Source organism: Ruegeria sp. J8 (genome assembly GCF_056531925.1).
Genome location: NZ_JBQFMR010000010.1, coordinates 179,148 through 201,198, shown reverse-complemented (window position 1 = coordinate 201,198; position 22,051 = coordinate 179,148). Strand labels below are relative to the sequence as shown.

The following is a 22,051-nucleotide window of genomic DNA, read 5'->3' as shown; positions in this document are numbered from 1 at the left end:
ATCGTCACCGTTGTCGCCATCGTCACCGTTGTCGCCATCGTCACCGTTGTCGCCATCGTCACCGTTGTCGCCATCGTCACCGTTGTCGCCATCGTCACCGTTGTCGCCACCGTTACCGTTGTCGCCACCGTTACCGTTGGGCGAGTCGTTTGGCTCATTTGTGTCATCTTCGCCGGGAGGTGCGGAACTGGCGATCGTCGCTGTAGGAATATCCGTCAGAACTGCCGCAAAAGCTGGGCAGAACTCTGATGTACGTGCCAGGATGTCTTCGAAATCTGCGCGTCTCTGAATATAGCGCAGCATCCGTGCATCAACCACAGAGCAACCGCACAGGGTTTCCGTTGAAACCGACTGACGTGCGGTTTTGACCGTGCATTTGTCGGCGGCCAAGGCCGGAGCGGGTGCTGCAAACGGAATTGCGGCCGAAACAAAAACAATTGACAGTAAACGAGATTTTACACGCATGGCGTTACTCCTTAGTACTCATTAAGCCGTATTTGCACGAACACTCGTGCCATACTTTAAACACAATTACAGCCATCCCTCGTCACATTTTCAAGAAGTGCGGGAAAAAGAAAAGCCCTCAATTTCGAGGCAAAAATGGAAAATAGAGTAAAAACAACAATAAAGCCCGCCAGTGAGGCGGGCCTATATGTTGTGTGTTTTTCCGTGGTGGGCGCAAATATGTCACGATTGTGGAATTGTTTCCACACTGTGAACTGTTTTACAGTCTCTTAGCTAGGCGGACTTTGCCATGCGTTTGCGCTCGTGCGGGTCCAGGAATCGTTTGCGCAAGCGGACCGCGTTGGGCGTGACCTCGACCAATTCGTCATCGTCGATATAAGCGATGGCTTCCTCCAACGAGAACTGGACATGAGGCGTCAGGCGCACCGCATCGTCCGAGCCGCTGGCACGAACGTTGGTCAGCTTTTTGCCCTTCAGCGGGTTCACTTCCAGATCGTTGTCGCGCGAATGCTCGCCGATCACCATACCCTGATAGACATCCGTTTGTGGCGCCACGAACATGCGGCCACGCTCTTCAAGGTTCCACAGGGCGTAGGCGACCGCCTGACCTTTCTCCATCGAGATCAAAACGCCCGCGCGACGTCCGGGGATCGGTCCCTTATGCGCGGCCCAGCCGTGGAACACGCGGTTCAGAACACCGGTTCCGCGGGTGTCGGTCAGGAATTCACCGTGATAGCCGATCAGACCGCGCGAGGGGACATGCGCGATGATGCGGGTCTTGCCGGCACCGGCTGGGCGCATCTCGACCAGCTCGCCCTTGCGCGCACCTGTGATTTTTTCGATCACAGCGCCCGAGAATTCGTCATCCACGTCGATGGTGACTTCTTCGATGGGCTCCAGCCGCTGGCCGTCTTCTTCGCGGAACAGGACCTGCGGACGTGAGATACTGAGTTCAAACCCTTCGCGGCGCATGTTTTCGATCAGAACGCCCATCTGCAATTCGCCACGGCCTGCGACCTCGAACGCCTCGCCACCGGGGGTGTCGCTGATGCGGATGGCGACATTCGATTCGGCCTCTTTCATCAGGCGGTCACGGATCACTCGGGACTGGACCTTTTTACCGTCACGACCGGCCAGAGGCGAGTCGTTGATGCCAAAGGTCACTGTGATGGTCGGCGGGTCGATGGGCTGAGCGGGCAGGGCCTCGTCCACCTGCGGGGAAACCAGCGAATCTGCCACGGTTGCCTTGCTCATGCCTGCGATGGTGACGATGTCACCGGCTTCGGCCACGTCGATGGGCTGTTGCGCCAAGCCACGGAAGGCAAGAATTTTCGAGGCGCGGAAGTTTTCGATCAGGGTCCCGTCGCGCGACAGGGCCTTGAGGCTGTCACCCGCTTTCAGAGTCCCGCTTTCCACACGGCCGGTCAGAATGCGGCCGATGAACGGATCGCTGCCCAGCGTGGTGGCCAGCATGCGGAAGGGTTCGTTTTTTTTGTCGGCCTGTTTCGGCGCAGGCACGTGATCCACGATCAGATCAAACAGAGCGGTCAAGTCCTTGCGGGGGCCATCCAGCTCCATATCCGCCCAGCCCGAGCGGCCCGAGGCGTACATGGCCGGGAAGTCCAGTTGATCATCATCGGCGCCCAGATTGGCGAACAGGTCGAAACATTCATCCAACGCGCGGTCGGGTTCAGCGTCGGGCTTGTCGACCTTATTCAGCACAACGATCGGACGCAGGCCCAGTGCCAGCGCTTTGGAGGTCACGAATTTGGTTTGGGGCATCGGACCTTCAGCGGCATCGACCAGCAGTACTACGCCGTCGACCATCGAGAGGATGCGCTCTACCTCGCCGCCGAAGTCGGCGTGGCCAGGGGTGTCGACGATGTTGATGCGGGTGCCTTTCCACTCAACCGAAGTCGCTTTGGCAAGGATGGTGATACCGCGCTCGCGTTCCAGATCGTTGCTGTCCATGGCGCGTTCCGCCACGGCCTGATTTTCCCGGAACGCGCCGGATTGTTTGAGCAGCTCATCTACCAGGGTTGTCTTGCCGTGGTCCACGTGAGCGATGATTGCGATATTGCGCAGGTCCATGAGGTCAGCCTTAAAACGGGAAGTTGCCGCGCGCATAGCGCGGTTTGAGCAAATAGGCCAGCCCTAACCGGCGGTCAGTGCCCTGCAGTCTTGGAAAACAGGTGAATGACGAGGATTCCGGTTAGGATCATGCCCAGTCCAAGCACGGCGGGCCAATCCAGGCGCTGGCCAAATACTACGAAGCCGATGATCGCGATCAGAGCAATGCCCATACCGGACCAGATTGCATAGACGATCCCGACGGGCATGTAGCGAAGAGTCAGCGCCATCAGATAAAACGCAATGCCGTATCCGACCACCACGAGAACCGAGGGCCAGAACCGTGTGAACTGCTGGCTGGCTTGCAAAGCGGTGGTGCCGATGGTCTCGGCGATCACGGCGAACAACAGGATGAAATAGGCTTTGGGCATCGGGGTCTCGATCTGAGTGTGGCGGCTTGGATTGACCACGAAACTATCGGCGCAGGCAAGGCCTTTCTTGCGCGCAGTAGAGCGTGTGAAGATCGTGCGGATTTACTTCAATTGGTCAGGATTACCGGACTGTTTTTGAAAAAGAAAAATGGTATCAAAGCGATAGTTTTTTCGAGTCTAGAGTTTTTAATAATGACGATTTTTGCGAAATCCGTGGTCGCTCTTTCCGCCCTGATTGTTCTTTTCGGCTGGTTGGTCAGCGCGGGGTAAACCCGTGACAAAGCAGATCAGGAAGCCATACGTGAAGTGGGCGTTCAGGTCTGATTTCATACTGGGGCAAGAGGTCACGCGGGGTGGCGACTGGCGAAATGGGCCTCAAGCTGCGGCCGCAGCCATGACCAAAGCTGCGGTGCGCCTCGGTTGATCGGAACGCCGACGCGGCTGTCGATCTGTGCAAGGGTCACATTATACTCCACCCATGAACCGCCACCGGTGACGAGGTTGCCTATTGGGGTTTGGAACCTGTCAATTGCCTTGGCGAATTGGGCGTCGGGGGTTTCGGCCGTTTCGAATTCCAACCAGATTGCATGAAACGCGTCGCGCTGGTCGGTGGGCAGAAGCCCAAACAGGCGGTCCGCGGCAGCACGCTCTTCGGCATCCTGAGCGGCTTTGTCTACTTGGCCGTGGATAGGGTGGTCGCCCGCGTCAATTTCCACAATGTCATGCAGCAACAACATCCGAAGCACGCGTGAGATCGAAACCTCAGAACCGCCATATTCCGCCAAAACCCACGCAAACAGCATGATATGCCAGGAATGTTCAGCCGAGTTTTCAAAGCGGTCATTCGACAATAATCGCGAGGCTCGCAGAACCGCTTTCAACCGATCGGCTTCCACCAGAAAGGGCAGGCGGGCCGAAAATGTGGTCTCAACTGGGGTTTCATCGCGCAAGATCGCATGGGCGTGAGCGAATGCTGCTGGCAGCGCCGACTCAAGATAGGCTGCGCGCCCTGCGTTCAGGTTATCTCTGGCAATCTCGATGTGGTCGGGGTTGGGGTTGGGCGCGCACAGGACCTGGAACAAAGGCTGGCACCGGTCCAGTCGCTTGGCGAATTGCGCGTCAGGCGTCGCGTCTGCTTCGAACTCTTGCCAGAGGGACAGAAATGCTTGCGCCTGATCCGACGGCAACAGGCCAAAAAGCTCAAGCGCCGCTGCGTGTTCGGCTTTCTCCACCGCGTCCCAGTCTGTTTGCAGGTGGATGGGATGATCGCCGACCACGATCTCGACCAGATCATGCAGCAACAACATCTGGATCACGCGGTCGATCTGCACCTCTGCCTCGGCCAGTGGGGACATGACCAGCGCCCACAAGGCCAGATGCCAGCTGTGTTCGGCGGCGTTTTCGGCCCTGGACTGGTCCAGCAGCGTGTTGGCGCGGTTGACGGATTTCAGCTTGTCCGCCTGTTTCAGAAACGAGATCTGAGCGGACAGCCGTTCTGTCATTGCTTTTCGATTGCTTTCACCTTACTGCGATGTTCCGCCAGTCTTTGCACCACAAATTTGCGCGCTTTGCGTTCGGCCAACCGAACGCGAATTTCCGTCAGAAACGCCTCTTCCAATGTCTGGGACGAGGCGCCCAGCATCTCGCCAACTTCGACAAAGAACCTGTCGTCGCCAGTTTCGTCCATCACTTTCATTGTGTCTTCGGCCAGCTTGGACGCCAGTGAAGTGATCGTGTCGGACATCAGCGCGTATTCTCGGTCAGGCGGCGTTTCACATAGTCGCTGACATCGGTGATCAGCGTGTCCATATGGCGGTCCTGGAAGAAGTGATCGGCGCCTTCCACCTCGTTATGAGTGATGGTGATGCCCTTTTGCTCGTGCAGCTTATTGACCAGCGATGTGGTATCCGCCGGAGGGGCCACGCGGTCTGCCGATCCGTTGATGATCAGCCCCGAGGACGGGCAAGGGGCCAGGAACGAAAAGTCGTACATATTGGCAGGCGGCGAGACGCTGATAAAGCCGGTGATTTCGGGGCGGCGCATCAGCAACTGCATCCCGATCCATGCGCCAAAGGAAAACCCTGCGACCCAGCAATGTTTCGAGTTGTTGTTCATCGACTGCAAATAGTCCAGCGCCGAGGCCGCATCGCTTAGCTCGCCCACGCCCTGATCGTATTCGCCCTGGCTGCGGCCCACGCCACGGAAGTTGAACCGCAGAACGGTGAACCCCATGTTATAGAACGCGTAGTGTAGGTTATAGACCACCTTGTTGTTCATGGTCCCGCCGAATTGAGGATGCGGGTGCAGCACGATGGCGATCGGTGCGTCTTTTTCCTTTTGCGGGTGGTAGCGGCCTTCCAAGCGGCCTTCTGGTCCGGGAAAAATCACCTCGGGCATGTGTGCGTCGGTCCTGTCTTTTTCTTCTGGGTGCCCAGAAATACTTGACGGTTATCGTCGGGCACCTTAGAACGGTTCTAATTGTGATACTAGGCGCCGAAGCGCCGCCTGTCGGAGATACGCACTGGCAGCGGCGACGTCAATGATTTCGCGCGTAAACTGCCATGAGGGAATGCAAATGAAGCTGTCGACCAAGGGTCGTTATGCGATGGTGGCGCTGGCCGATATCGCCCTTCAGCCCTCGGACGGGCTGGTGACGCTTGGCGAAATTTCGGCGCGTCAGGATATCTCACTGCCGTATCTTGAGCAGCTCTTCGTCAAACTGCGCCGGGCCGACTTGGTATCGTCGGTGCGTGGACCAGGTGGCGGCTATCGTCTAGCCCGCCGCGCATCCGAGATCCGCGTGGTTGAGATTCTGGCCGCAGTCGATGAAACCGTCGACGCGTTGCAAAAAGGCGCGGGTGCGACCGGGGCGCTGTCTGGCAGCCGGGCGCAATCTCTAACCAATCGACTGTGGGAAGGGCTGAGCGCCCATGTCTACGTTTTCCTGCATCAGACGCGCCTATCGGATGTGATTCAGAACGATCTTGCGCCTTGTCCGGCGGTGCCCAGCCTGTTTGCCGTTGTGGACGAATAAGATGACAGGGAACAAACAAAATGTTCTGGTCGGCGAAAAGGTGAATCCGTGACACGTGTTTACCTGGACCATAACGCAACAACCCCACTGCGCCCCGAGGCGCGCGAGGCGATGATTGCCGCGATGGAGATGTGCGGCAACCCGTCCTCGGTTCATGCCGAAGGTCGCGCGGCCAAGGCAGTGATTGAGCGTGCGCGGGCACAAATTGCGACTGCATTCGGGGCGGATGGTGCGGATATCGTATTCACATCAGGATCGACCGAAGGGGCAGCGCTGGCTTTGGAAGGTCGAGGTCTGCACGGGGCTGCCATTGAACATGATGCGGTTCGCGCGTGGGCTATGGAAGACTTGCCAGTTTCACCAGAGGGGGCCGTTACAGTGGCCGATCCGGCGCAATCCACGCTGCAACTTGCCAATTCCGAGACAGGGATCGTTCAGGCGTTGCCAGCAGGTCTTGCGGTGACGGACGCGACTCAGGCGTTCGGGAAATTGCCGGTGGCGTTCAACTGGCTGGATGCGCAGATGGCGTTGATCTCGGCCCATAAGCTTGGCGGTCCAAAAGGCGTTGGCGCGGTTGTGATGAAGCGCGGCACCGATCTGCCCGCCCGGATCAAGGGCGGCGGGCAAGAGATGGGACGGCGCTCGGGTACCGAAAATGTCATTGGAATCGCGGGGTTCGGGGCTGCTGCTGAAGCTGCGGCGCTTGATCTGGCCGATGGAGTTTGGGAGCGGGTCAAAGAATTTAGAAATATTCTAGAAAAGGCCCTTGAGGCCGGTTCTAAATCTACTATTTTTGTCGGGAAAGATCAGGAACGCCTGCCGAACACCCTGTGCTTCGCCACCCCCGGTTGGAAGGGTGAGACGCAGGTCATGCAGATGGATCTGGCTGGATTTGCGATTAGCGCAGGTTCGGCCTGCTCCAGCGGCAAGGTACGTGCAAGTGCAGTACTGACCGCGATGGGATTTGACGAGGTATCAGCTGCCAGCGCAATTCGCGTCTCGCTGGGGCCTACGACAACGGAAGAAGATGTACTGCGTTTCGCGGAAACGTGGCTGGAAAAAGAGAAAAAGCATCGCGCGCGGGCCGCGTGATCAGACGGAGGGTGTCTTATGGCCGCTTTGGACCAGACCCAGGTAAAAGAGGGTGTCGATCAGGAAACCGTGGATGCGGTACGCGAGGTCGGAACCTATAAATACGGCTGGGAAACCGATATCGAGATGGAATACGCGCCCAAGGGCGTGAACCCTGATATCGTCCGCCTGATCTCGGAAAAGAACGAAGAGCCCGAGTGGATGACCGAATGGCGTTTGGCCGCGTTCGAGCGCTGGACTCAGATGGATGAACCGAACTGGGCGATGGTCAGCTATCCCAAGATCGACTTTCAGGACCAGTATTACTATGCCCGTCCCAAGTCGATGGAGGAAAAGCCCAAGTCCTTGGATGAGGTTGACCCCAAGCTGCTGGCGACTTACGAAAAGCTCGGTATCCCGCTGAAAGAACAGATGATTCTGGCGGGCGTTGAAGGTGCCGAGGATGCCCCGGCTGAGGGTCGCAAGGTTGCCGTGGATGCGGTGTTCGACTCGGTTTCTGTTGGAACCACGTTTCAGGAAGAGCTTAAGAAAGCGGGTGTGATCTTCTGTTCGATCTCTGAGGCGATCAAAGAACATCCCGAACTGGTCAAGAAGTATCTGGGTTCGGTGGTTCCGGTCTCGGACAACTTTTACGCCACGCTGAATTCGGCCGTGTTCTCGGATGGCTCGTTCGTCTACATCCCGCCGGGCGTGCGCTGCCCGATGGAGCTGAGCACGTATTTCCGTATCAACGCGGAGAACACAGGTCAATTTGAACGCACGCTGATCATTGCCGATAAGGGCTCGTATGTGTCCTATCTGGAAGGCTGCACCGCACCCCAACGCGATACCGCACAGCTGCACGCGGCTGTGGTCGAGATCATCATCGAAGAAGATGCCGAGGTGAAATACTCGACCGTCCAGAACTGGTTCCCCGGTGATGAGAATGGCAAGGGCGGCATCTATAACTTTGTGACCAAACGCGCCGATTGCCGGGGCGACCGGTCTAAGGTGATGTGGACGCAGGTCGAGACCGGTTCCGCTGTAACATGGAAATACCCGTCCTGCATCCTGCGGGGCGAGGAAAGCCAAGGCGAGTTCTATTCGATTGCCATCGCCAACAACTATCAGCAGGCTGACACCGGCACCAAGATGGTCCATCTGGGCAAAAACACCAAGTCACGCATCGTGTCCAAGGGCATCAGCGCGGGTAAGGCGCAGAACACCTATCGTGGTCTGGTCTCGATGCATCCCAAGGCTAAGAACAGCCGCAACTATACCCAGTGTGACAGCTTGCTGATCGGCGACAAATGCGGGGCGCACACAGTGCCTTACATTGAGGTCAAGAATAACTCATCGCGCGTTGAGCATGAGGCGACCACATCCAAAGTGGACGACGATCAGCTGTTTTACTGCCGACAGCGCGGCATGGACGAGGAAGAGGCCGTGGCGCTTGTCGTCAACGGGTTCTGCAAGGACGTGTTGCAGGCGCTGCCGATGGAGTTTGCCATGGAAGCGCAGCAACTGGTCGCCATCTCGTTGGAGGGGTCGGTGGGTTAACCACCTGCCTGTTTCAAAAAGGACGTCTCACATTGGCTGCGCACTCGAAATATGTGCTGAAAACCGCTGCGCCTGCCGGGTATTGCGCCCGGCGGACCGCTGGGGTTTTGCGCGGCGCTGGCGCGGGGCGGAGATAGGCGATGGAACAGTCTGTAGCGCATCCCGACAAGCAGCCGGTCAAGCTGTATTGGTGGGCCAGTCGTCCCAATTTTGGCGATGACCTGTCACGCGATGTCGTGTCTTTCGTGGCCGGCCGCGATGTGGTCTGGACCAAACCTGTGCGGGCGGATTTGTTTGCGATCGGGTCCATCATGTCATTGGCCCGCAAAGGGGCGCTGGGGCGTGGATCGTCACATAAGCCGATGATCTGGGGAAGTGGATGTCTTGAACCGCTTGCGGCCGATTTTGTCGAGACGTTGCAGCCGCCGAAAACCGTGCGCGGGCCGATCACGGCGTCCCTGCTGAACCTGCGGGGCGTAACCTACGGTGATCCCGGTATACTCGCGGCCAAGGTGCATGCCCGGAGCGAACCACAGCAGGATATCATCGGCATCGTTCCGCATCACACTGAGGTTGACGATCCTGCAATTCAAAATCTGGTCGGCTCAGACCCGCGTTTTCGCCTTATCGACACGCGGCGCCCGGCCAAGGTCGTGTGCGATGAGATCGCGGCGTGCTGCGTGGTTTTTTCGTCCAGCCTACACGGGCTGATCGTGGCCGACAGCTACGGCGTGGCCAACCATTGGTTTGCCCACAAGGAAATACATACAAAGCCCGGTTTGAAATTCTACGATTATGCAACCGGAATAGAACGTGCTTTGCCCATGCCTCTTGGGGTGGACGACATTGCGCAAAAAGCGAAACAAGAGCCTCCGGCAACGCTGACATACCAGGATAGTATCGAACGCAGTCAGTCGAACCTGTTGGAGAGCTTTTCAACGAACAGTCAGGAAACGGAACTCCATCATGCTTGAAATCAAGAACCTGCACGTGAAACTTGAGGAAGAAGAAAAGCAAATCCTTAAAGGTGTCGATCTGACGGTCGAGGCCGGTAAGGTGCACGCGATCATGGGGCCGAATGGCTCGGGTAAGTCGACGCTCAGCTATGTGCTTTCGGGGCGCGACGGGTATGAAGTAACCGATGGGTCGGCGACTCTGGACGGTGAAGATCTGCTGGAGATGGAACCAGAAGAGCGCGCCGCCGCTGGTGTCTTTCTGGCGTTCCAATACCCGGTCGAAATTCCGGGCGTGGGCAACATGACCTTCCTGCGCACCGCCGTGAATGCCCAGCGCAAGGCGCGCGGCGAGGATGAGCTGTCGGCGGCTGACTTCCTGAAAGAAGTCCGCGCCAAGGCCAAGTCGCTGAAGATCGACGCAGACATGCTGAAACGCCCTGTCAATGTTGGCTTCTCGGGCGGTGAGAAAAAGCGCAACGAGATCCTGCAAATGGCGATGCTCGAACCGAAGATGTGCATCTTGGACGAAACCGACTCGGGTCTGGATGTCGACGCGATGAAGCTGGTGGCCGAGGGTGTGAACGCGTTGCGCGACGAAGGACGTGGGTTCCTTGTGATCACGCACTATCAGCGTTTGTTGGATCACATCAAACCTGACGTTGTGCACATCATGGCGGACGGCAAGATCGTCAAAACCGGTGGCCCCGATCTGGCACTGGAAGTTGAAAACAACGGTTACGCAGACATTCTGGCCGAGGTGAACTGATGGCGCTGCCCGAAGTGAAACAAACCGCTACTGAGGCGCGGCTGGCCAATCTGGTCATGCCCGACGCCGGTTGCACTCGAGCCGCGCGCGAAGACGCGCTGGCCCGTGTGCTGGAAATGGGTCTGCCCGGTCGCCGGGATGAGTATTGGAAATACACCCGCCCGGATACGCTGGTAGCGCCCGAGGCCCCTCGGGCCGCGCTGTTCGACCCGGATGAGGCCATGCTGTTCGCCGATCTGGACCGTTTGAAGATCGTTTTCGTTGATGGTGTTTTCAGCCCCGAACAGTCTGATGATTTGACGCTGGAAGGTGTCACTATCGATCGGATCGAGGATATCTGTTTCAAGGATATTCATTGGGCGAAAGAGCTGTACGGCGTGCTTGAAACGCGTGGTCAATCGCCTGTGCAACGTCCTCTTGCGGCGCTGAACACTGCCTTCGCGGCGGATGGGATAGCGATCCATGTCTCGGGCAAACCGTCCAAGCCGATCAGCTTCATCTATCGCCATGCCTCTGAAACCTCGGACGCGATGCTGCACCATATCATCCGTGTCGAAAGCGGTGCCGAGGTGACGATCCTTGAAAACGGCCCGGCGGCTTCGCGTTTCAACAAATGCATGGAGATCGACATTGCCGATGGTGGGGTGTTGCATCACGTGCGGGCGCAAGGCCGCGATCACGAGCGTCGTGCCGCGACCCACATGTTCACGCGTCTGGGGCAGGAATCGGTCTACAAATCCTTCACCCTGACCGTGAATGGCGTGCTGACGCGCAACGAACAGGTGGTCGAGCTGACCGGAGACGATGCGGTAGCCCACGTTGCGGGCGCCTGTGTCGGTGACGGGGACTTCCATCACGACGATACCGTCTTCATCACTCATGACGCTGTGAATTGTGAAAGCCGTCAGGTGTTCAAGAAAGTGCTGCGCAACGGCGCGACCGGTGTGTTTCAGGGCAAGATCCTTGTCAAGGAGGGCGCTCAGAAGACCGATGGCTATCAGATCAGCCAGTCTTTGCTTCTGGACGATGACAGCCAGTTCCTGGCCAAGCCCGAGCTTGAGATCTATGCCGATGACGTGGCGTGTTCGCACGGCTCGACCTCAGGTGCAATTGATGAAACAGCCCTGTTCTATCTACGCTCGCGCGGAGTTCCGACCAAAGAGGCGACCAACATGCTGACGCTGGCGTTTCTGGCCGAGGCTGTGGACGAGATCGAAGATGACGCCCTGTCGCAGGCCATTGTTGATCGCCTTGAAGGCTGGTTGTCGCGGCACAGCTGATGCCGGTGACGTCGGATATCGCCGCCACGTATCGAGGGCCAGGGCGCGTTGTGCGTCGGCTGCTCGATCTGGGCCAGCGCGAAGATCGCGCGCTGGTCTTTGTGATGGCGTTTTGCATTGTAGCTTTCGTTGCGCAATTGCCCGGTCTGTCTCGCCGTGCCCATCTGGAAGGGCTTGAGCTGAATATGCTCATGGGCGGGGCGTTGCTGGGCACGGTGATCATCCTGCCCCTATTCTTCTATCTGCTGGCGTTCGTCTCACATGGCGCCGCGCGGTTGGTTGGAGGGAAGGGGACAGCTTACGGCGCGCGGGTTGCTTTGTTCTGGGCGCTGTTGTCCTCGACCCCGCTGGTGCTGTTGAACGGTCTGGTGGCAGGGTTCATCGGGCCGGGGCCGACACTGACTGCGGTCGGGCTGATCTGGTTCGTGGTCTTCCTGTGGTTCTGGCTGGCAGGGTTGCGACAAGCGCAGAGGATTACGCAATGAACGGAATATCTTTACCCGATCTTGCGATCATGACGCTAACAGACCCGGCTCAGGCGGCACGGCATCTTTTGGCCCTGCGTCCGGGGCGTGAAGTCCTTTGGCTTGCTTTTTTTCTGGCCGTGGTTTTGAACGGGCTTGTTCAGGTCGGGATTGATCAACTGGTCCCAGTGCCCGAAGGTGTGCCGGTTCCACCGCCCGATCCGGTAGTCATGAATCTGTTCCTGTCTGCGGGGACAATGCTGATGGGCATCGTGGCCTTTTTTCTGATCGGTCGGTTTTTAGGCGGCGTTGCGCAGTTCGAAGACATAATGATCCTGTCTGTCTGGCTGCAGTTTCTGCAAACGGCGGCCCTGACCGTTACTTTGTTGGTGTCACTGGTGGTGCCGTTCTTGATGGCGCTGTTCCTTCTGGCAACGGTCATCGTAAGCCTTTACGTCACACTGCATTTCATCAATGAGGCGCATAAATTCGGCTCGATCTTGAAATCCTTTGGGGTCATTGTGCTGTCCGCTCTTGTGGCGATGCCATTGGTCCTTGCTCTGGCGCCCAGCGGGCCTGTCTAGGAAGAATACTATGTACGATGTACAGAAAATCCGCGCGGACTTTCCGATCCTTTCGCGTGAAGTGAACGGAAAACCGCTGACCTATCTGGATAATGGCGCTTCGGCCCAGAAGCCGCAGGTGGTGATCGACGCGGTGACCCGCGCCTACGCTGAAGAATACTCAAACGTACACCGTGGATTGCACTATCTGTCCAATTTGGCGACCGAAAAATACGAGTCCGTACGCGGCACGATTGCGAAGTTTCTGGGAGCTTCAGATGAGGATGAGATTGTTCTGAATTCTGGTACGACCGAAGGGATCAACCTCGTCGCCTATGGCTGGGCCATGCCGCGTCTGCAGGCAGGGGATGAGATCGTGCTGAGCGTTATGGAGCATCACGCCAACATCGTCCCCTGGCATTTTCTGCGCGAACGACAGGGTGTTGTCCTGAAATGGGTTGACGTTGATGCCGAAGGTGGGCTGGACCCACAGGCTGTCATTGACGCCATTGGCCCCAAGACCAAACTGGTTGCCGTCACTCAATGTTCCAACGTTTTAGGCACCGTTGTGGACGTAAAGGCGATTACAGAAGGGGCCCATGCCAAAGGTGTTCCGGTTCTGGTTGATGGCAGCCAGGGTTCGGTACATATGCCGGTCAATGTTCTGGACATCGGTTGCGACTTTTATGCGATTACGGGCCACAAGCTCTACGGTCCCTCCGGGTCCGGTGCGATCTACATCAAATCCGACCGCATGGCTGAAATGCGCCCCTTCATCGGGGGCGGTGACATGATCAAAGAGGTCAGCAAGGATCAGGTGATCTACAATGATCCGCCGATGAAGTTCGAAGCCGGAACGCCGGGTATCGTGCAAACCATCGGGTTGGGCGTGGCGCTGGACTACATGATGGACTTGGGGATGGAGAACATTGCCGCCCACGAAGCTGGTCTGCGCGACTATGCGATGGAGCGGTTGACGGGCCTCAACTGGTTACAAGTTCAGGGCACTTGTGCTGACAAGGCTGCCATTTTCAGCTTTACGCTGGACGGGGCAGGGCATGCGCATGATGTATCGACCATTCTGGACAAGAAAGGCGTTGCGGTGCGCGCAGGCCACCATTGCGCCGGTCCGTTGATGGATTTCTACGGGGTGACTGCCACCTGCCGGGCGAGCTTTGGGCTCTATAACACCAAGGATGAGGTCGACACACTGATCGACGCGCTGGAACTGGCGCATGATCTCTTTGCTTGAAACCTGTTTGTTCCGGGTGGATTTGCAGTTGCACCCGGATCGGAACAAGGTTAGCTAACGGCCAAGGCACCTGTAGCTCAGCTGGATAGAGCGCTGCCCTCCGAAGGTCATTAGTGCATAAAGCGCCTAAGTGGCCTAAGTAATCCGTAACTTTATGAAAATAAAAGTATAATCAGCAGTGCGGGGCGCTATTCTGGGTGTTTTAGGGGTGTCTAAAATTGCACAATAAGACACCCTCAGGTGTCCCCACTGCACACTGTTCCGCAAAATCTCGTCAAAAAGAACACCCCTACTTTCTGGCCAACCTGAAAATTTAGCACAACTTCGGGTGTCTGAATGAACACCCTATTGAAAGTTGCGACTAGCTGAGTTTTTGATCTTCTTGACCTATCAATAATAGCTTTGTCATCTCCAAGCTTGTCGCTATTGCGTCTAAGCAGCACACTATTATTCCGAGAGGGAGATGCGCAGAAACGGCTTGTCATTGACCTACAACGTGATACTAACGCCATCGTGCTCGCGTAGCTCAGCTGGATAGAGTGTCGCCCTCCGAAGGCGAAGGTCACAGGTTCGAATCCTGTCGCGAGCGCCATATCACATGACAACAAGGTACTCGCTTCAGTCCAGTGGGATATCAGGGAAATCTCCCTCACCTACAAATGATATGTAATGTCCCTCGGGCACATCATCGGGTATCCCCCAATGGCGCCACAGCAAAGATAGGTATTTGCCTAATACCGCAGGATCGAACTCATCGAACACCTTGAGTGAGCCATCATCCAGATAATCTGGTTCGCCTTCAGTGCGTATTCCAGTTTGTACCATTCCAAATTTTGGGGGGTCTGTCTCAAGTTGCGAGAGAACGTATCCGAACGATGCGCATCTGCGCTTCGCTTTATAAAGAATATGACCGGCTAATTCTATAAATTGGACAGGATGTAGAACATGTTCTGAGTGTATTTGAGGGGAAGTATCTTTGTGCATCTCTTGCAACCCGCCGTCGAATACTACGACAAACCCTCTATTTTGAATTCGGATCGCCAAACCAGCGCCAGTAACGCTAGTCATCAGGTCGAAGTTCTCCTGATCATTGAACTTAGTATTGAACGAATACACCGTTCCAGGAGTTTCAGATTGCTCACCATGAAACTCCAAGCGATGCCGGACCTTTTGTAGCGAGAAATGCAAAAGGTCGAATCCGTTTACGATTTCACGAGGCCAAATCGTGCCCGCACTAGGGTCGCTTCTCTGGAGAAGTAGTTCTTTTTCTTTGTAGAGGATACCGAAGAAGACCTTGGCACACCACAAATAGACAAGCCACTCTGGGATATCATTCAGTTCTCGACTTGGGTCCAATGCAATATTCTGAAAATCGCTTTCAAGCTTTGAAAGATGAGTGCCGTTGCAGCTTCGGCATGCAGGGATTTTCAATTGTCGATAGGGTAGCAGCGTTTGGTTTACGAGCGTCAGTTTCTTGTCCCAAAGATTCAAGCGGGACTGAAGCCAAGTGGGGAATACATGCTCGGCAGTTCTATTCTCGCTGTGAAGATTCACGCCACATAGAAAGCAGTGGTCATTATCTGCTGGGTGCCAATCAGTCAAATTTTCAAATTCAATCATTTGTCCAACTACAATCAGTTATGGCCCGGGGTTCACTTGGAAAGAGCGTTAAGTTTTACTCAAGTTTTGCTTTTCAAGGCAGCTTATAGGGCAGTGCTCTATTCTAAAATTTCTGATCAGTCGGCGTGTCGAGGGCTGAATTCGTACACGATTATCCTTAAACTACAGCAATTTAGGGTGTCTACAGATCTGTTAAGTTATTTGTTTTCAGTTCCCCAAGGAGGAAATTGCCGCAAAAACTCGTCAAAATCCCGTCAAAAAAATCAAGGAAATGCGCGTAAGGCATTGTTAAAAAACAAAAAAGAACAGCCCTCCGAAGGCAGAGGCCAGAGGTTCGAATCCTCTCAGGTGCGCCATTTTCCTTTGAATTTTCCTGTTCGCGCTCTGGGTCGATTGAATCTGGACAGGGGACGCGCGCACAAAAAAACCGCCGGGTCTTGGGGGCCGGCGGTCGAGAATACGGGTTGGTTTTGTATGTTGGTGCTTACCCGCCCCAACTACGGATATCGCCGCAATCCATGTGCACGAAATTCGAGCGATAGTATTTGCCCACCCCGCCCGCACGGCAGGATATGGCGGCCTTGGCCATCTGCGAGACTGACCGGGACGACAAGCGCAGGTCAGCGGCCTGACCCTTCATATGAAGTGAGTTCTTGGCCACGCGGCGCGACCGGGACCGAAGCATCGCATTGGTCTGAGGTGAGCGGTAGCCAGACAGCAGCGTGTAGGGTTCGTCAACGTCCAGCAGGTTATGTGAGGCAGCCATGATGTCGATGGTGCGCAGGTCCATGTCCTTGACTTGGTCCGTCCGCCAGTCACGCATGAAGTGGTTCACTTCTTTGACAGCGTCCTTGATGTATTTTCCATCGACCCAATATATCATATCGATACGCTCGCCGGTGCGCCCGGAATACATCCGGATACGGCGAATGTCGCCGCCGCCGCGGAGGAAACCTGCTGCGTTGGAATATGTTGGTGCTGCAACCACTGCCGTTGCCGCAAATGCGCCCAATAGGGCCCGCCGGGTCATGCCCGAGGAACTGCTCGTCGTCATTTTATGTTCGTCCCGTACTGTTCCTGCCTGCACACGATGTTACGTGCGCGTTCTTAATTTTTTCCCATCCCAAGTACGGGTTTTATGGCACAGACGCAAAATCCAGCCAAGAAGTCTTTCATATTCATCTTTTCAAGGGGGAATTTTCGGCAGTTTTTTGCGCAGATGACACAAATGCGTATAATTTTCAGGCGCCAAGGGTTAGCGGGACTGTGGTCGATGCAAACGCGCATCAGGCGGGTAAAGAAGCATCGATGTGATGTATTTGTGAATGGACAAGCCCGTCGACCGGCCAGCATATTTGTTCGGCGTGGATACAGGCGCGCGTAGAGTGTTGAAGAATAAAGGTTATCCCATGCGAGCATTTTTTCGTGCATCCAGTGTTCTCGCTCTTGCTGCTTGCTTGGCGGCCACGACCGGCGTGGCCAACACTCCCGACAAACCGGCCACTGCCTTTCAGATGGCCGTGGCCGAATCTGCTCCGTCCGGATCGGAGATTGCTGATTTTTACCGCGCGAACGGGTTTACACCGATTTGGGTGGGTGAGACGCCAGAACATGCGACGCGTCGTGCGAGCCTGATTCAGGCGTTGGCCACTGCCCACATGCACGGCCTGCCCGATGCCTATAACGTCGAGGCGCTGTTGACCAAGATGCAAGAGGCCCGTTCGGTCCGGGATCTGGGCGCTGTCGAAATGGCGCTGAGCCGGGCCTTTATCGCATATGCAAATGACCTTTATTCCGGAGCGCTCCGGCCTGCGGATATCGATGAGGGGTTGGTGCGCAAGGTACAGCGCCGCTCGACCGTGGATCATTTGCAAGGGGTCGTGTCCGAGAACGCGGCCTATTTTGATCAACTTGCGCCGCAGACCGCCCAGTATCGGGCATTGATGAAGCAGAAAGTGGCCTTGAAAGCTTTGATCGATCAGGGCGGATGGGGTGCGACTGTGCCTCAGGACAAGCTGGAACTTGGTGATACCGGTCCCAATGTGATCAAGCTGCGCAACCGGTTGGTTGCCATGGGTTATCTGAAACCCTCCGCCAGCCCGCGCTTTGATGACGCGATGCTTGCCGCTGTGAAGGACTTCCAAACTGCGCACGGATTAGCCTCGGACGGGGTCGCGGGGCAGGGGACGATTACTGAACTGAACCGCTCAGCCTCAGACAGGCTGCGGGCGGTTTACGTGGCGCTGGAGCGGGAACGCTGGTTGCCGCGCGAGCGGGGCGAGCGGCATATTCTGGTCAATCAGGCGGATTTCTCGGCCAAGATCGTTGATGATGGCTTGGTGACGTTTGAAACGCGTGCGGTCATTGGAAAGAACGTTCACGATCGCCGCAGCCCGGAATTCTCGGATGAGATGGAGCATATGGTCATCAACCCTAGTTGGTATGTACCACGCTCGATCATCACAAAAGAATACCTGCCGCAGCTGCAATCGAACCCGAATGCGGTGAACCATATACATATCACTGATCGCAGTGGGCGGCAGATTGACCGGGGCGCAGTGGACTTTACCCAATTCACCGCGCGCAACTTCCCGTTTGCGATGCGTCAGCCGCCCAGCAAAAGCAATGCGTTGGGGTTGGTGAAGTTCATGTTCCCCAACCAGTACAATATCTATCTGCATGATACGCCCCAGAAATCTCTGTTCGCGCGCGAGTCGCGGGCGTTTTCGCATGGCTGTATCCGGCTGGCGCAACCCTTTGAGTTTGCCTACGCGTTGCTGGCCAAGCAGGAGGAAAACCCAAGGGCGTTTTTCCAGCGGGTTCTGGCAACCGGCAAGGAAACCACGGTGCCTCTGAAACAGCACGTCCCGGTGCATTTGATCTATCGCACGGCCTATATCGGCCCCAAAGGCGAGGTTCAGTATCGCCGTGACGTCTACAGCCGAGATCAGAAAATCTGGGACGCTTTGCAGAAAGCGGGGGTGGCCCTGCCGGACGTTCAGGGGTAATCACCGGATTAGGCCTTAATCCGGGGAACCCGACATGCACTATACCATTCAGCAGATTGCCGATGCCCTTGGCGCGGAATGTCAGGGCGATGTCAGCCTGATCATCGCGCGCGCAGCGGAACCGGCGGATGCAGGTCCTGATGATCTGGCGATGGCAATGTCCCCCAAATATGCCGAGGCTTTGGGCAACGGCGCGGCCCGCGCGGCCGTGTTGTGGGAAGGTGCGGATTGGCAGGCCATGGGGTTGCAGGCCGCCATCTTTGTTCCGCGTCCACGGATGGCAATGGCGGGGATCACCGCGATGCTGGACCGGGGGCAGGGGATTGCGCCCGGCATTCACCGGTCAGCCGTTGTCGACCCAACGGCAGAGATCGGCGAAGACGTCTCGATCGGCCCATTGGCGGTGATCGGCGCTCGGGCCAAAATCGGCGCGGGTTCGGTTATCGGGGCGCATTGTGTGGTCGGGATGGATGCAGTTCTGGGTCAGAACGCCATGCTGCGCGAAATGGTCAGCATCGGTGCCCGCGCACAGATCGGAGACCGCTTTACCGCGCAACCCGGCGCGCGTATCGGCGGCGACGGGTTCAGCTTTGTCACGCCCGAGGTGTCGGACGTTGAAAACGTGCGCAAGACCATGGGCGACAAGGGCGACGCACGGGCCCAAAGCTGGTTGCGCATTCACTCACTTGGCGCGGTCGAGATCGGTGATGATGTCGAAGTTGGCGCCAACTGCACTGTCGACAATGGTACGATCCGCAATACCCGGATCGGCGACGGCTCGAAACTGGATAACCTGGTCCATGTGGGCCACAATACCCGCGTGGGGCGCGATTGCTTGCTGTGCGGGCAAACTGGTGTGTCAGGCTCGGTCGAGATTGGAAACAACGTCGTTTTGGGCGGTCAGACCGGTGTGGTCGACAATATTTTTATTGGCGATGGCGTGATCTCAGGCGGTGGCACAAAGATCCTGTCCAACGTACCAGCGGGCCGTGTCATCATGGGTTATCCGGGAATAAAAATGGAATCTCATACGGACATTTACAAAGCGCAACGCCGCCTGCCGCGCATGGCCCGTGACGTAGAGGCGTTGAAAAAGGCTGTTTTCAAACAGTCGCCGAGTGATTAAATCACCCTCAACGGGATAATCAGAGGATCGACATGAGCATCACCGATCGCGTCATCGCCATCATCGCCGAACAGGCCGTGCTGGACCCTTCGGATGTGACGCCCGAAAGTACGCTCGAAGATCTGGGGATCGACAGCCTTGGGCTGGTCGAAAGCATCTTCGCCATCGAGGAAGAGTTCGACATCTCAGTCCCGTTCAATGCCAACGAGCCGACAGCCAGCGATTTTGACATCTCGAATGTCGCTGCGATCATCGCCGGTATCGAAAAGCTCGTGTCGGAAAAGGTCTGACGCAGGATCATGAAACGCGTTGTTATTACCGGTGCGGGCACGATCAACTCGTTGGGCCACTCCGTTCCGGCGACGCTTGAGGCGATGCGCGAGGGGCGCTGCGGTATTTCCGAACTTGAGTTCCGCGATGTCGAGCGCCTTGCCATCAAGATTGGCGGTCAGGTGCGCGGGTTCGAGGCCGAGGGCCGGTTCAACCGCCAACAGATGACCCTGTATGATCGGTTTACGCAATTCACCCTGACGGCGGCAAAAGAAGCAATCGAACAGTCTGGGATCGAATTTCATGGCGATCTAGCGGCGCGCTCAGGCGTTGTCTTGGGAACAGCCGGTGGCGGCGTGTCGACCTGGGATGACAATTACCGCTCAGTCTATGAGGACGGTAAGAACCGGGTTCACCCCTTTGTCGTGCCCAAGCTGATGAACAACGCGGCGGCCAGCCACGTATCTATGGAACATAACCTCAAAGGGCCCAGCTTTACGGTCTCGACCGCCTGTGCCTCGTCAAATCACGCGATGGCTCTGGCGTTCCAGATGGTGCGCAGCGGCGCGGCCCCGGCGATGCTGACGGGTGGAGCGGAATCCATGCTGTGCTTTGGCGGCGTCAAGGCGTGGGAAGGGCTGCGGGTCATGTCCAAAGACGCCTGCCGTCCGTTCAGCGCAAACCGCAACGGTATGGTTCAGGGCGAAGGCGCAGGTGTCTTTGTTTTTGAGGAGTACGAACACGCCCGCGCGCGTGGGGCCGAGATCCTGTGTGAAGTGGTGGGGTTTGCCATGACTTCGGACGCCGCAGATATCGTGATGCCCAGCAAACAAGGCGCGGCTCGGGCAATTTCGGGCGCTTTGGCGGATGGTGGGATCAATGCCGATCAGGTGGGCTATATCAACGCGCACGGAACCGGCACGGCGGCCAATGACAAGACCGAATGCGCGGCAGTGGCGGATGTCTTTGGTCCGCATGCGGATGATCTGATGATATCGTCCACCAAATCCATGCATGGACACCTGATCGGCGGTACCGGCGCGGTAGAACTGTTGGCCTGCATTATGGCACTGCGTGACGGCGTGATTGCGCCTACGATCGGCTATGAGGAACCTGACCCGGAATGCGCTTTGGATGTGGTTCCGAACGAAGCCCGCAAAGCCAAGGTAGAAGTTGCGCTGAGCAATGCGTTCGCCTTTGGTGGCCTGAATGCTGTTCTTGCTCTAAGGCAAGTCTAAAAGGAACGCGCTGTCTTCTGACAGCGCGCTCCGGCGGTTCGGTTAGTTTTGCGCAGGCTCAAGTGTATCAAAACCAGCGGTGAATCCGGCCAGCGAGACTTCCATTTCCAACAACTGAGTCGGTGCCAACAAAGACACCAACGACAGCGTTGCCGTTGTCCCTGCTTTCATTGCGTCAATGTCACCTTGAGTGAACCCAAGCTGTGCGAGGCATCCGACCGGGTTGCAATGGTGATAGTTGTACCGCTTGCCAGGTGCGCCGTCGATGGACAGAGCAAGCTGTGCCTGCAACAGGATTTCAAGCGGAACTACGACCGTTGCTCGGGCGGCAGCGGGAGAGCCCTCGGGCAGATTCTGAATAGTGATGTCGGCAATGGGCTGCCCCTGGTCACCGGCCAGAATTTGGCGGAGGAAACAGGGATCTTCACCTGCTTCAGTCTTCACACACGAGATCATCCAATCACCGTGCTCTTCTTTGATGTAGCGGCTACCTACGCGTGGTCCTTCCTCGCCAAGATCCAAATCCGCACCAGCCTGAGTCTGCGGAGCAGTTGTAGTGTCGGCTTGATTTTCCTGCGCCGCGACCGCCCCGGCCCAAAGCATGGCGGCAACAACATTGAGAGTGAGAAGTTTCTTGATCATGAACGCCTCGGTTCTGTGGATACGCTTTTTGCACGGTCTAACACTGTTCCGGCAGGGTGTCAGGCACTATGCCAAGAAAATGCGTTGATGTGATCGGATTTTTGCCTGTCCACAGATGAAAACTATCGTTGGAGCAACAAAAAAAGGGAGCCGGTGGAGCGGCTCCCTTTTCTATAATTTTCTCCCCGTCGGACTGGCCGACTTAGTTATGCGCAGACGTTACGAGAGGGAATCG

At 56.7% G+C, this 22,051-nt stretch carries 23 protein-coding genes and 1 tRNA gene; 15 read left to right on the top strand and 9 right to left on the bottom strand.

Annotation, left to right across the window (positions count from 1 at the left end):
• The 3 genes from ACR0L1_RS19455 to ACR0L1_RS19445 all read right to left on the bottom strand — a co-directional run.
• The coding region (locus ACR0L1_RS19455) for a hypothetical protein (protein ID WP_480860417.1) at positions 1 to 465 on the bottom strand (465 nt) is incomplete at its 3' end.
• A gap of 273 nt (positions 466 to 738) precedes the next feature.
• A complete protein-coding gene (typA, locus tag ACR0L1_RS19450; protein ID WP_170769792.1) occupies positions 739 to 2,556 on the bottom strand; it encodes a translational GTPase TypA in 1,818 nt (605 codons plus the stop codon).
• A 74-nt stretch (positions 2,557 to 2,630) separates the two neighbouring features.
• A complete protein-coding gene (locus ACR0L1_RS19445) occupies positions 2,631 to 2,966 on the bottom strand; it encodes a DMT family transporter (protein ID WP_480504289.1) in 336 nt (111 codons plus the stop codon).
• An 18-nt stretch (positions 2,967 to 2,984) separates the two neighbouring features.
• Between ACR0L1_RS19445 and ACR0L1_RS19440 the strand changes: the two genes are divergently transcribed.
• Positions 2,985 to 3,236, top strand: a complete 252-nt coding sequence (locus ACR0L1_RS19440) for a hypothetical protein (RefSeq protein ID WP_480860415.1) — start codon at positions 2,985 to 2,987, stop codon at positions 3,234 to 3,236.
• 74 nt (positions 3,237 to 3,310) lie between these two features.
• Here ACR0L1_RS19440 and ACR0L1_RS19435 read toward each other — a convergent pair whose 3' ends face one another.
• The 3 genes from ACR0L1_RS19435 to ACR0L1_RS19425 are packed head-to-tail and all read right to left on the bottom strand — an operon-like array spanning position 3,311 to position 5,363.
• Positions 3,311 to 4,468 carry an HD domain-containing protein gene (locus ACR0L1_RS19435; RefSeq protein WP_480860413.1) on the bottom strand — a complete coding sequence of 386 codons (1,158 nt, stop codon included), beginning with the start codon at positions 4,466 to 4,468 and terminating at the stop codon, positions 3,311 to 3,313.
• A complete protein-coding gene (locus tag ACR0L1_RS19430) occupies positions 4,465 to 4,710 on the bottom strand; it encodes a hypothetical protein (RefSeq protein WP_480860411.1) in 246 nt (81 codons plus the stop codon). The genes ACR0L1_RS19435 and ACR0L1_RS19430 overlap by 4 nt, the downstream gene beginning before the upstream one ends.
• Positions 4,710 to 5,363, bottom strand: coding sequence for an alpha/beta hydrolase (locus ACR0L1_RS19425; protein ID WP_170324952.1), 654 nt, complete (start codon positions 5,361 to 5,363; stop codon positions 4,710 to 4,712). Before ACR0L1_RS19425 ends, ACR0L1_RS19430 begins: the two co-directional genes overlap by 1 nt.
• A 178-nt stretch (positions 5,364 to 5,541) precedes the next feature.
• Between ACR0L1_RS19425 and iscR the strand changes: the two genes are divergently transcribed.
• The 10 genes from iscR to ACR0L1_RS19375 all read left to right on the top strand — a co-directional run bounded on the left by iscR (position 5,542) and on the right by ACR0L1_RS19375 (position 14,504).
• Positions 5,542 to 6,000: a Fe-S cluster assembly transcriptional regulator IscR gene (iscR, locus tag ACR0L1_RS19420; RefSeq protein WP_480860409.1), complete on the top strand. Its 459-nt coding sequence runs from the start codon at positions 5,542 to 5,544 to the stop codon at positions 5,998 to 6,000.
• A gap of 48 nt (positions 6,001 to 6,048) precedes the next feature.
• Positions 6,049 to 7,092, top strand: a complete 1,044-nt coding sequence (locus ACR0L1_RS19415) for a cysteine desulfurase family protein (RefSeq protein WP_170790881.1) — start codon at positions 6,049 to 6,051, stop codon at positions 7,090 to 7,092.
• A gap of 18 nt (positions 7,093 to 7,110) precedes the next feature.
• Positions 7,111 to 8,631, top strand: a complete 1,521-nt coding sequence (gene sufB / locus ACR0L1_RS19410) for a Fe-S cluster assembly protein SufB (protein WP_170782412.1) — start codon at positions 7,111 to 7,113, stop codon at positions 8,629 to 8,631.
• A gap of 140 nt (positions 8,632 to 8,771) precedes the next feature.
• Positions 8,772 to 9,605 carry a glycosyltransferase family protein gene (locus ACR0L1_RS19405; protein ID WP_480860407.1) on the top strand — a complete coding sequence of 278 codons (834 nt, stop codon included), beginning with the start codon at positions 8,772 to 8,774 and terminating at the stop codon, positions 9,603 to 9,605.
• Positions 9,598 to 10,353 (top strand): Fe-S cluster assembly ATPase SufC, encoded by a 756-nt coding sequence (sufC, locus tag ACR0L1_RS19400; protein ID WP_170553354.1) that lies wholly within the window; start codon positions 9,598 to 9,600, stop codon positions 10,351 to 10,353. Before ACR0L1_RS19405 ends, sufC begins: the two co-directional genes overlap by 8 nt.
• The gene (locus ACR0L1_RS19395; protein ID WP_480860405.1) at positions 10,353 to 11,633 is read left to right on the top strand and encodes a SufB/SufD family protein; all 1,281 of its coding nucleotides are present in this window, start codon (positions 10,353 to 10,355) and stop codon (positions 11,631 to 11,633) included. Before sufC ends, ACR0L1_RS19395 begins: the two co-directional genes overlap by 1 nt.
• The gene (locus tag ACR0L1_RS19390) at positions 11,633 to 12,118 is read left to right on the top strand and encodes a YIP1 family protein (protein WP_170769783.1); all 486 of its coding nucleotides are present in this window, start codon (positions 11,633 to 11,635) and stop codon (positions 12,116 to 12,118) included. The genes ACR0L1_RS19395 and ACR0L1_RS19390 overlap by 1 nt, the downstream gene beginning before the upstream one ends.
• On the top strand, positions 12,115 to 12,681 hold the full coding sequence (locus tag ACR0L1_RS19385; RefSeq protein WP_170769782.1) for a YIP1 family protein: 567 nt from the start codon (positions 12,115 to 12,117) through the stop codon (positions 12,679 to 12,681). The genes ACR0L1_RS19390 and ACR0L1_RS19385 overlap by 4 nt, the downstream gene beginning before the upstream one ends.
• Positions 12,682 to 12,691: 10 nt before the next feature.
• A complete protein-coding gene (locus tag ACR0L1_RS19380; RefSeq protein ID WP_480860403.1) occupies positions 12,692 to 13,912 on the top strand; it encodes a cysteine desulfurase in 1,221 nt (406 codons plus the stop codon).
• Between the two features lie 515 nt (positions 13,913 to 14,427).
• Positions 14,428 to 14,504: transfer RNA gene (locus ACR0L1_RS19375), tRNA-Arg, on the top strand.
• A 26-nt stretch (positions 14,505 to 14,530) separates the two neighbouring features.
• Here ACR0L1_RS19375 and ACR0L1_RS19370 read toward each other — a convergent pair.
• Together ACR0L1_RS19370 and mepK are read right to left on the bottom strand one after the other, a co-directional pair.
• The gene (locus ACR0L1_RS19370; protein ID WP_480860401.1) at positions 14,531 to 15,532 is read right to left on the bottom strand and encodes a hypothetical protein; all 1,002 of its coding nucleotides are present in this window, start codon (positions 15,530 to 15,532) and stop codon (positions 14,531 to 14,533) included.
• A gap of 484 nt (positions 15,533 to 16,016) precedes the next feature.
• Complete coding sequence (gene mepK, locus ACR0L1_RS19365; RefSeq protein WP_170786808.1) at positions 16,017 to 16,586, bottom strand: peptidoglycan L,D-endopeptidase MepK; 570 nt, start codon at positions 16,584 to 16,586, stop codon at positions 16,017 to 16,019.
• 355 nt (positions 16,587 to 16,941) lie between these two features.
• On the opposite strand from mepK, the gene ACR0L1_RS19360 reads away from it, so the two are divergent.
• From ACR0L1_RS19360 to ACR0L1_RS19345, 4 genes are read left to right on the top strand one after another with little or no spacing between them, the layout of a single operon-like run.
• A complete protein-coding gene (locus tag ACR0L1_RS19360) occupies positions 16,942 to 18,540 on the top strand; it encodes a L,D-transpeptidase family protein (RefSeq protein ID WP_480504305.1) in 1,599 nt (532 codons plus the stop codon).
• 34 nt (positions 18,541 to 18,574) lie between these two features.
• Positions 18,575 to 19,666: a UDP-3-O-(3-hydroxymyristoyl)glucosamine N-acyltransferase gene (gene lpxD / locus ACR0L1_RS19355; protein WP_480860398.1), complete on the top strand. Its 1,092-nt coding sequence runs from the start codon at positions 18,575 to 18,577 to the stop codon at positions 19,664 to 19,666.
• Between the two features lie 32 nt (positions 19,667 to 19,698).
• Positions 19,699 to 19,956 carry an acyl carrier protein gene (locus tag ACR0L1_RS19350; protein WP_170786803.1) on the top strand — a complete coding sequence of 86 codons (258 nt, stop codon included), beginning with the start codon at positions 19,699 to 19,701 and terminating at the stop codon, positions 19,954 to 19,956.
• Between the two features lie 9 nt (positions 19,957 to 19,965).
• Complete coding sequence (locus tag ACR0L1_RS19345; RefSeq protein WP_170769776.1) at positions 19,966 to 21,174, top strand: beta-ketoacyl-[acyl-carrier-protein] synthase family protein; 1,209 nt, start codon at positions 19,966 to 19,968, stop codon at positions 21,172 to 21,174.
• Positions 21,175 to 21,216: 42 nt separating this feature from the next.
• Here ACR0L1_RS19345 and ACR0L1_RS19340 read toward each other — a convergent pair whose 3' ends face one another.
• Positions 21,217 to 21,816 (bottom strand): invasion associated locus B family protein, encoded by a 600-nt coding sequence (locus ACR0L1_RS19340; RefSeq protein WP_170769775.1) that lies wholly within the window; start codon positions 21,814 to 21,816, stop codon positions 21,217 to 21,219.
• Positions 21,817 to 22,051: the final 235 nt, after the last annotated feature.

Coding starts and splice junctions, on each gene's coding strand:
- typA (WP_170769792.1), bottom strand. CDS start 2,556: ATGGACCTGCGCAATATCGCAATCATCGCTCACGTGGACCACGGCAAG.
- ACR0L1_RS19445 (WP_480504289.1), bottom strand. CDS start 2,966: ATGCCCAAAGCCTATTTCATCCTGTTGTTCGCCGTGATCGCCGAGACC.
- ACR0L1_RS19435 (WP_480860413.1), bottom strand. CDS start 4,468: ATGACAGAACGGCTGTCCGCTCAGATCTCGTTTCTGAAACAGGCGGAC.
- ACR0L1_RS19430 (WP_480860411.1), bottom strand. CDS start 4,710: ATGTCCGACACGATCACTTCACTGGCGTCCAAGCTGGCCGAAGACACA.
- ACR0L1_RS19425 (WP_170324952.1), bottom strand. CDS start 5,363: ATGCCCGAGGTGATTTTTCCCGGACCAGAAGGCCGCTTGGAAGGCCGC.
- iscR (WP_480860409.1), top strand. CDS start 5,542: ATGAAGCTGTCGACCAAGGGTCGTTATGCGATGGTGGCGCTGGCCGAT.
- sufB (WP_170782412.1), top strand. CDS start 7,111: ATGGCCGCTTTGGACCAGACCCAGGTAAAAGAGGGTGTCGATCAGGAA.
- ACR0L1_RS19405 (WP_480860407.1), top strand. CDS start 8,772: ATGGAACAGTCTGTAGCGCATCCCGACAAGCAGCCGGTCAAGCTGTAT.
- sufC (WP_170553354.1), top strand. CDS start 9,598: ATGCTTGAAATCAAGAACCTGCACGTGAAACTTGAGGAAGAAGAAAAG.
- ACR0L1_RS19395 (WP_480860405.1), top strand. CDS start 10,353: ATGGCGCTGCCCGAAGTGAAACAAACCGCTACTGAGGCGCGGCTGGCC.
- ACR0L1_RS19390 (WP_170769783.1), top strand. CDS start 11,633: ATGCCGGTGACGTCGGATATCGCCGCCACGTATCGAGGGCCAGGGCGC.
- ACR0L1_RS19385 (WP_170769782.1), top strand. CDS start 12,115: ATGAACGGAATATCTTTACCCGATCTTGCGATCATGACGCTAACAGAC.
- ACR0L1_RS19380 (WP_480860403.1), top strand. CDS start 12,692: ATGTACGATGTACAGAAAATCCGCGCGGACTTTCCGATCCTTTCGCGT.
- ACR0L1_RS19370 (WP_480860401.1), bottom strand. CDS start 15,532: ATGATTGAATTTGAAAATTTGACTGATTGGCACCCAGCAGATAATGAC.
- mepK (WP_170786808.1), bottom strand. CDS start 16,586: ATGACGACGAGCAGTTCCTCGGGCATGACCCGGCGGGCCCTATTGGGC.
- ACR0L1_RS19360 (WP_480504305.1), top strand. CDS start 16,942: ATGCGAGCATTTTTTCGTGCATCCAGTGTTCTCGCTCTTGCTGCTTGC.
- lpxD (WP_480860398.1), top strand. CDS start 18,575: ATGCACTATACCATTCAGCAGATTGCCGATGCCCTTGGCGCGGAATGT.
- ACR0L1_RS19350 (WP_170786803.1), top strand. CDS start 19,699: ATGAGCATCACCGATCGCGTCATCGCCATCATCGCCGAACAGGCCGTG.
- ACR0L1_RS19345 (WP_170769776.1), top strand. CDS start 19,966: ATGAAACGCGTTGTTATTACCGGTGCGGGCACGATCAACTCGTTGGGC.
- ACR0L1_RS19340 (WP_170769775.1), bottom strand. CDS start 21,816: ATGATCAAGAAACTTCTCACTCTCAATGTTGTTGCCGCCATGCTTTGG.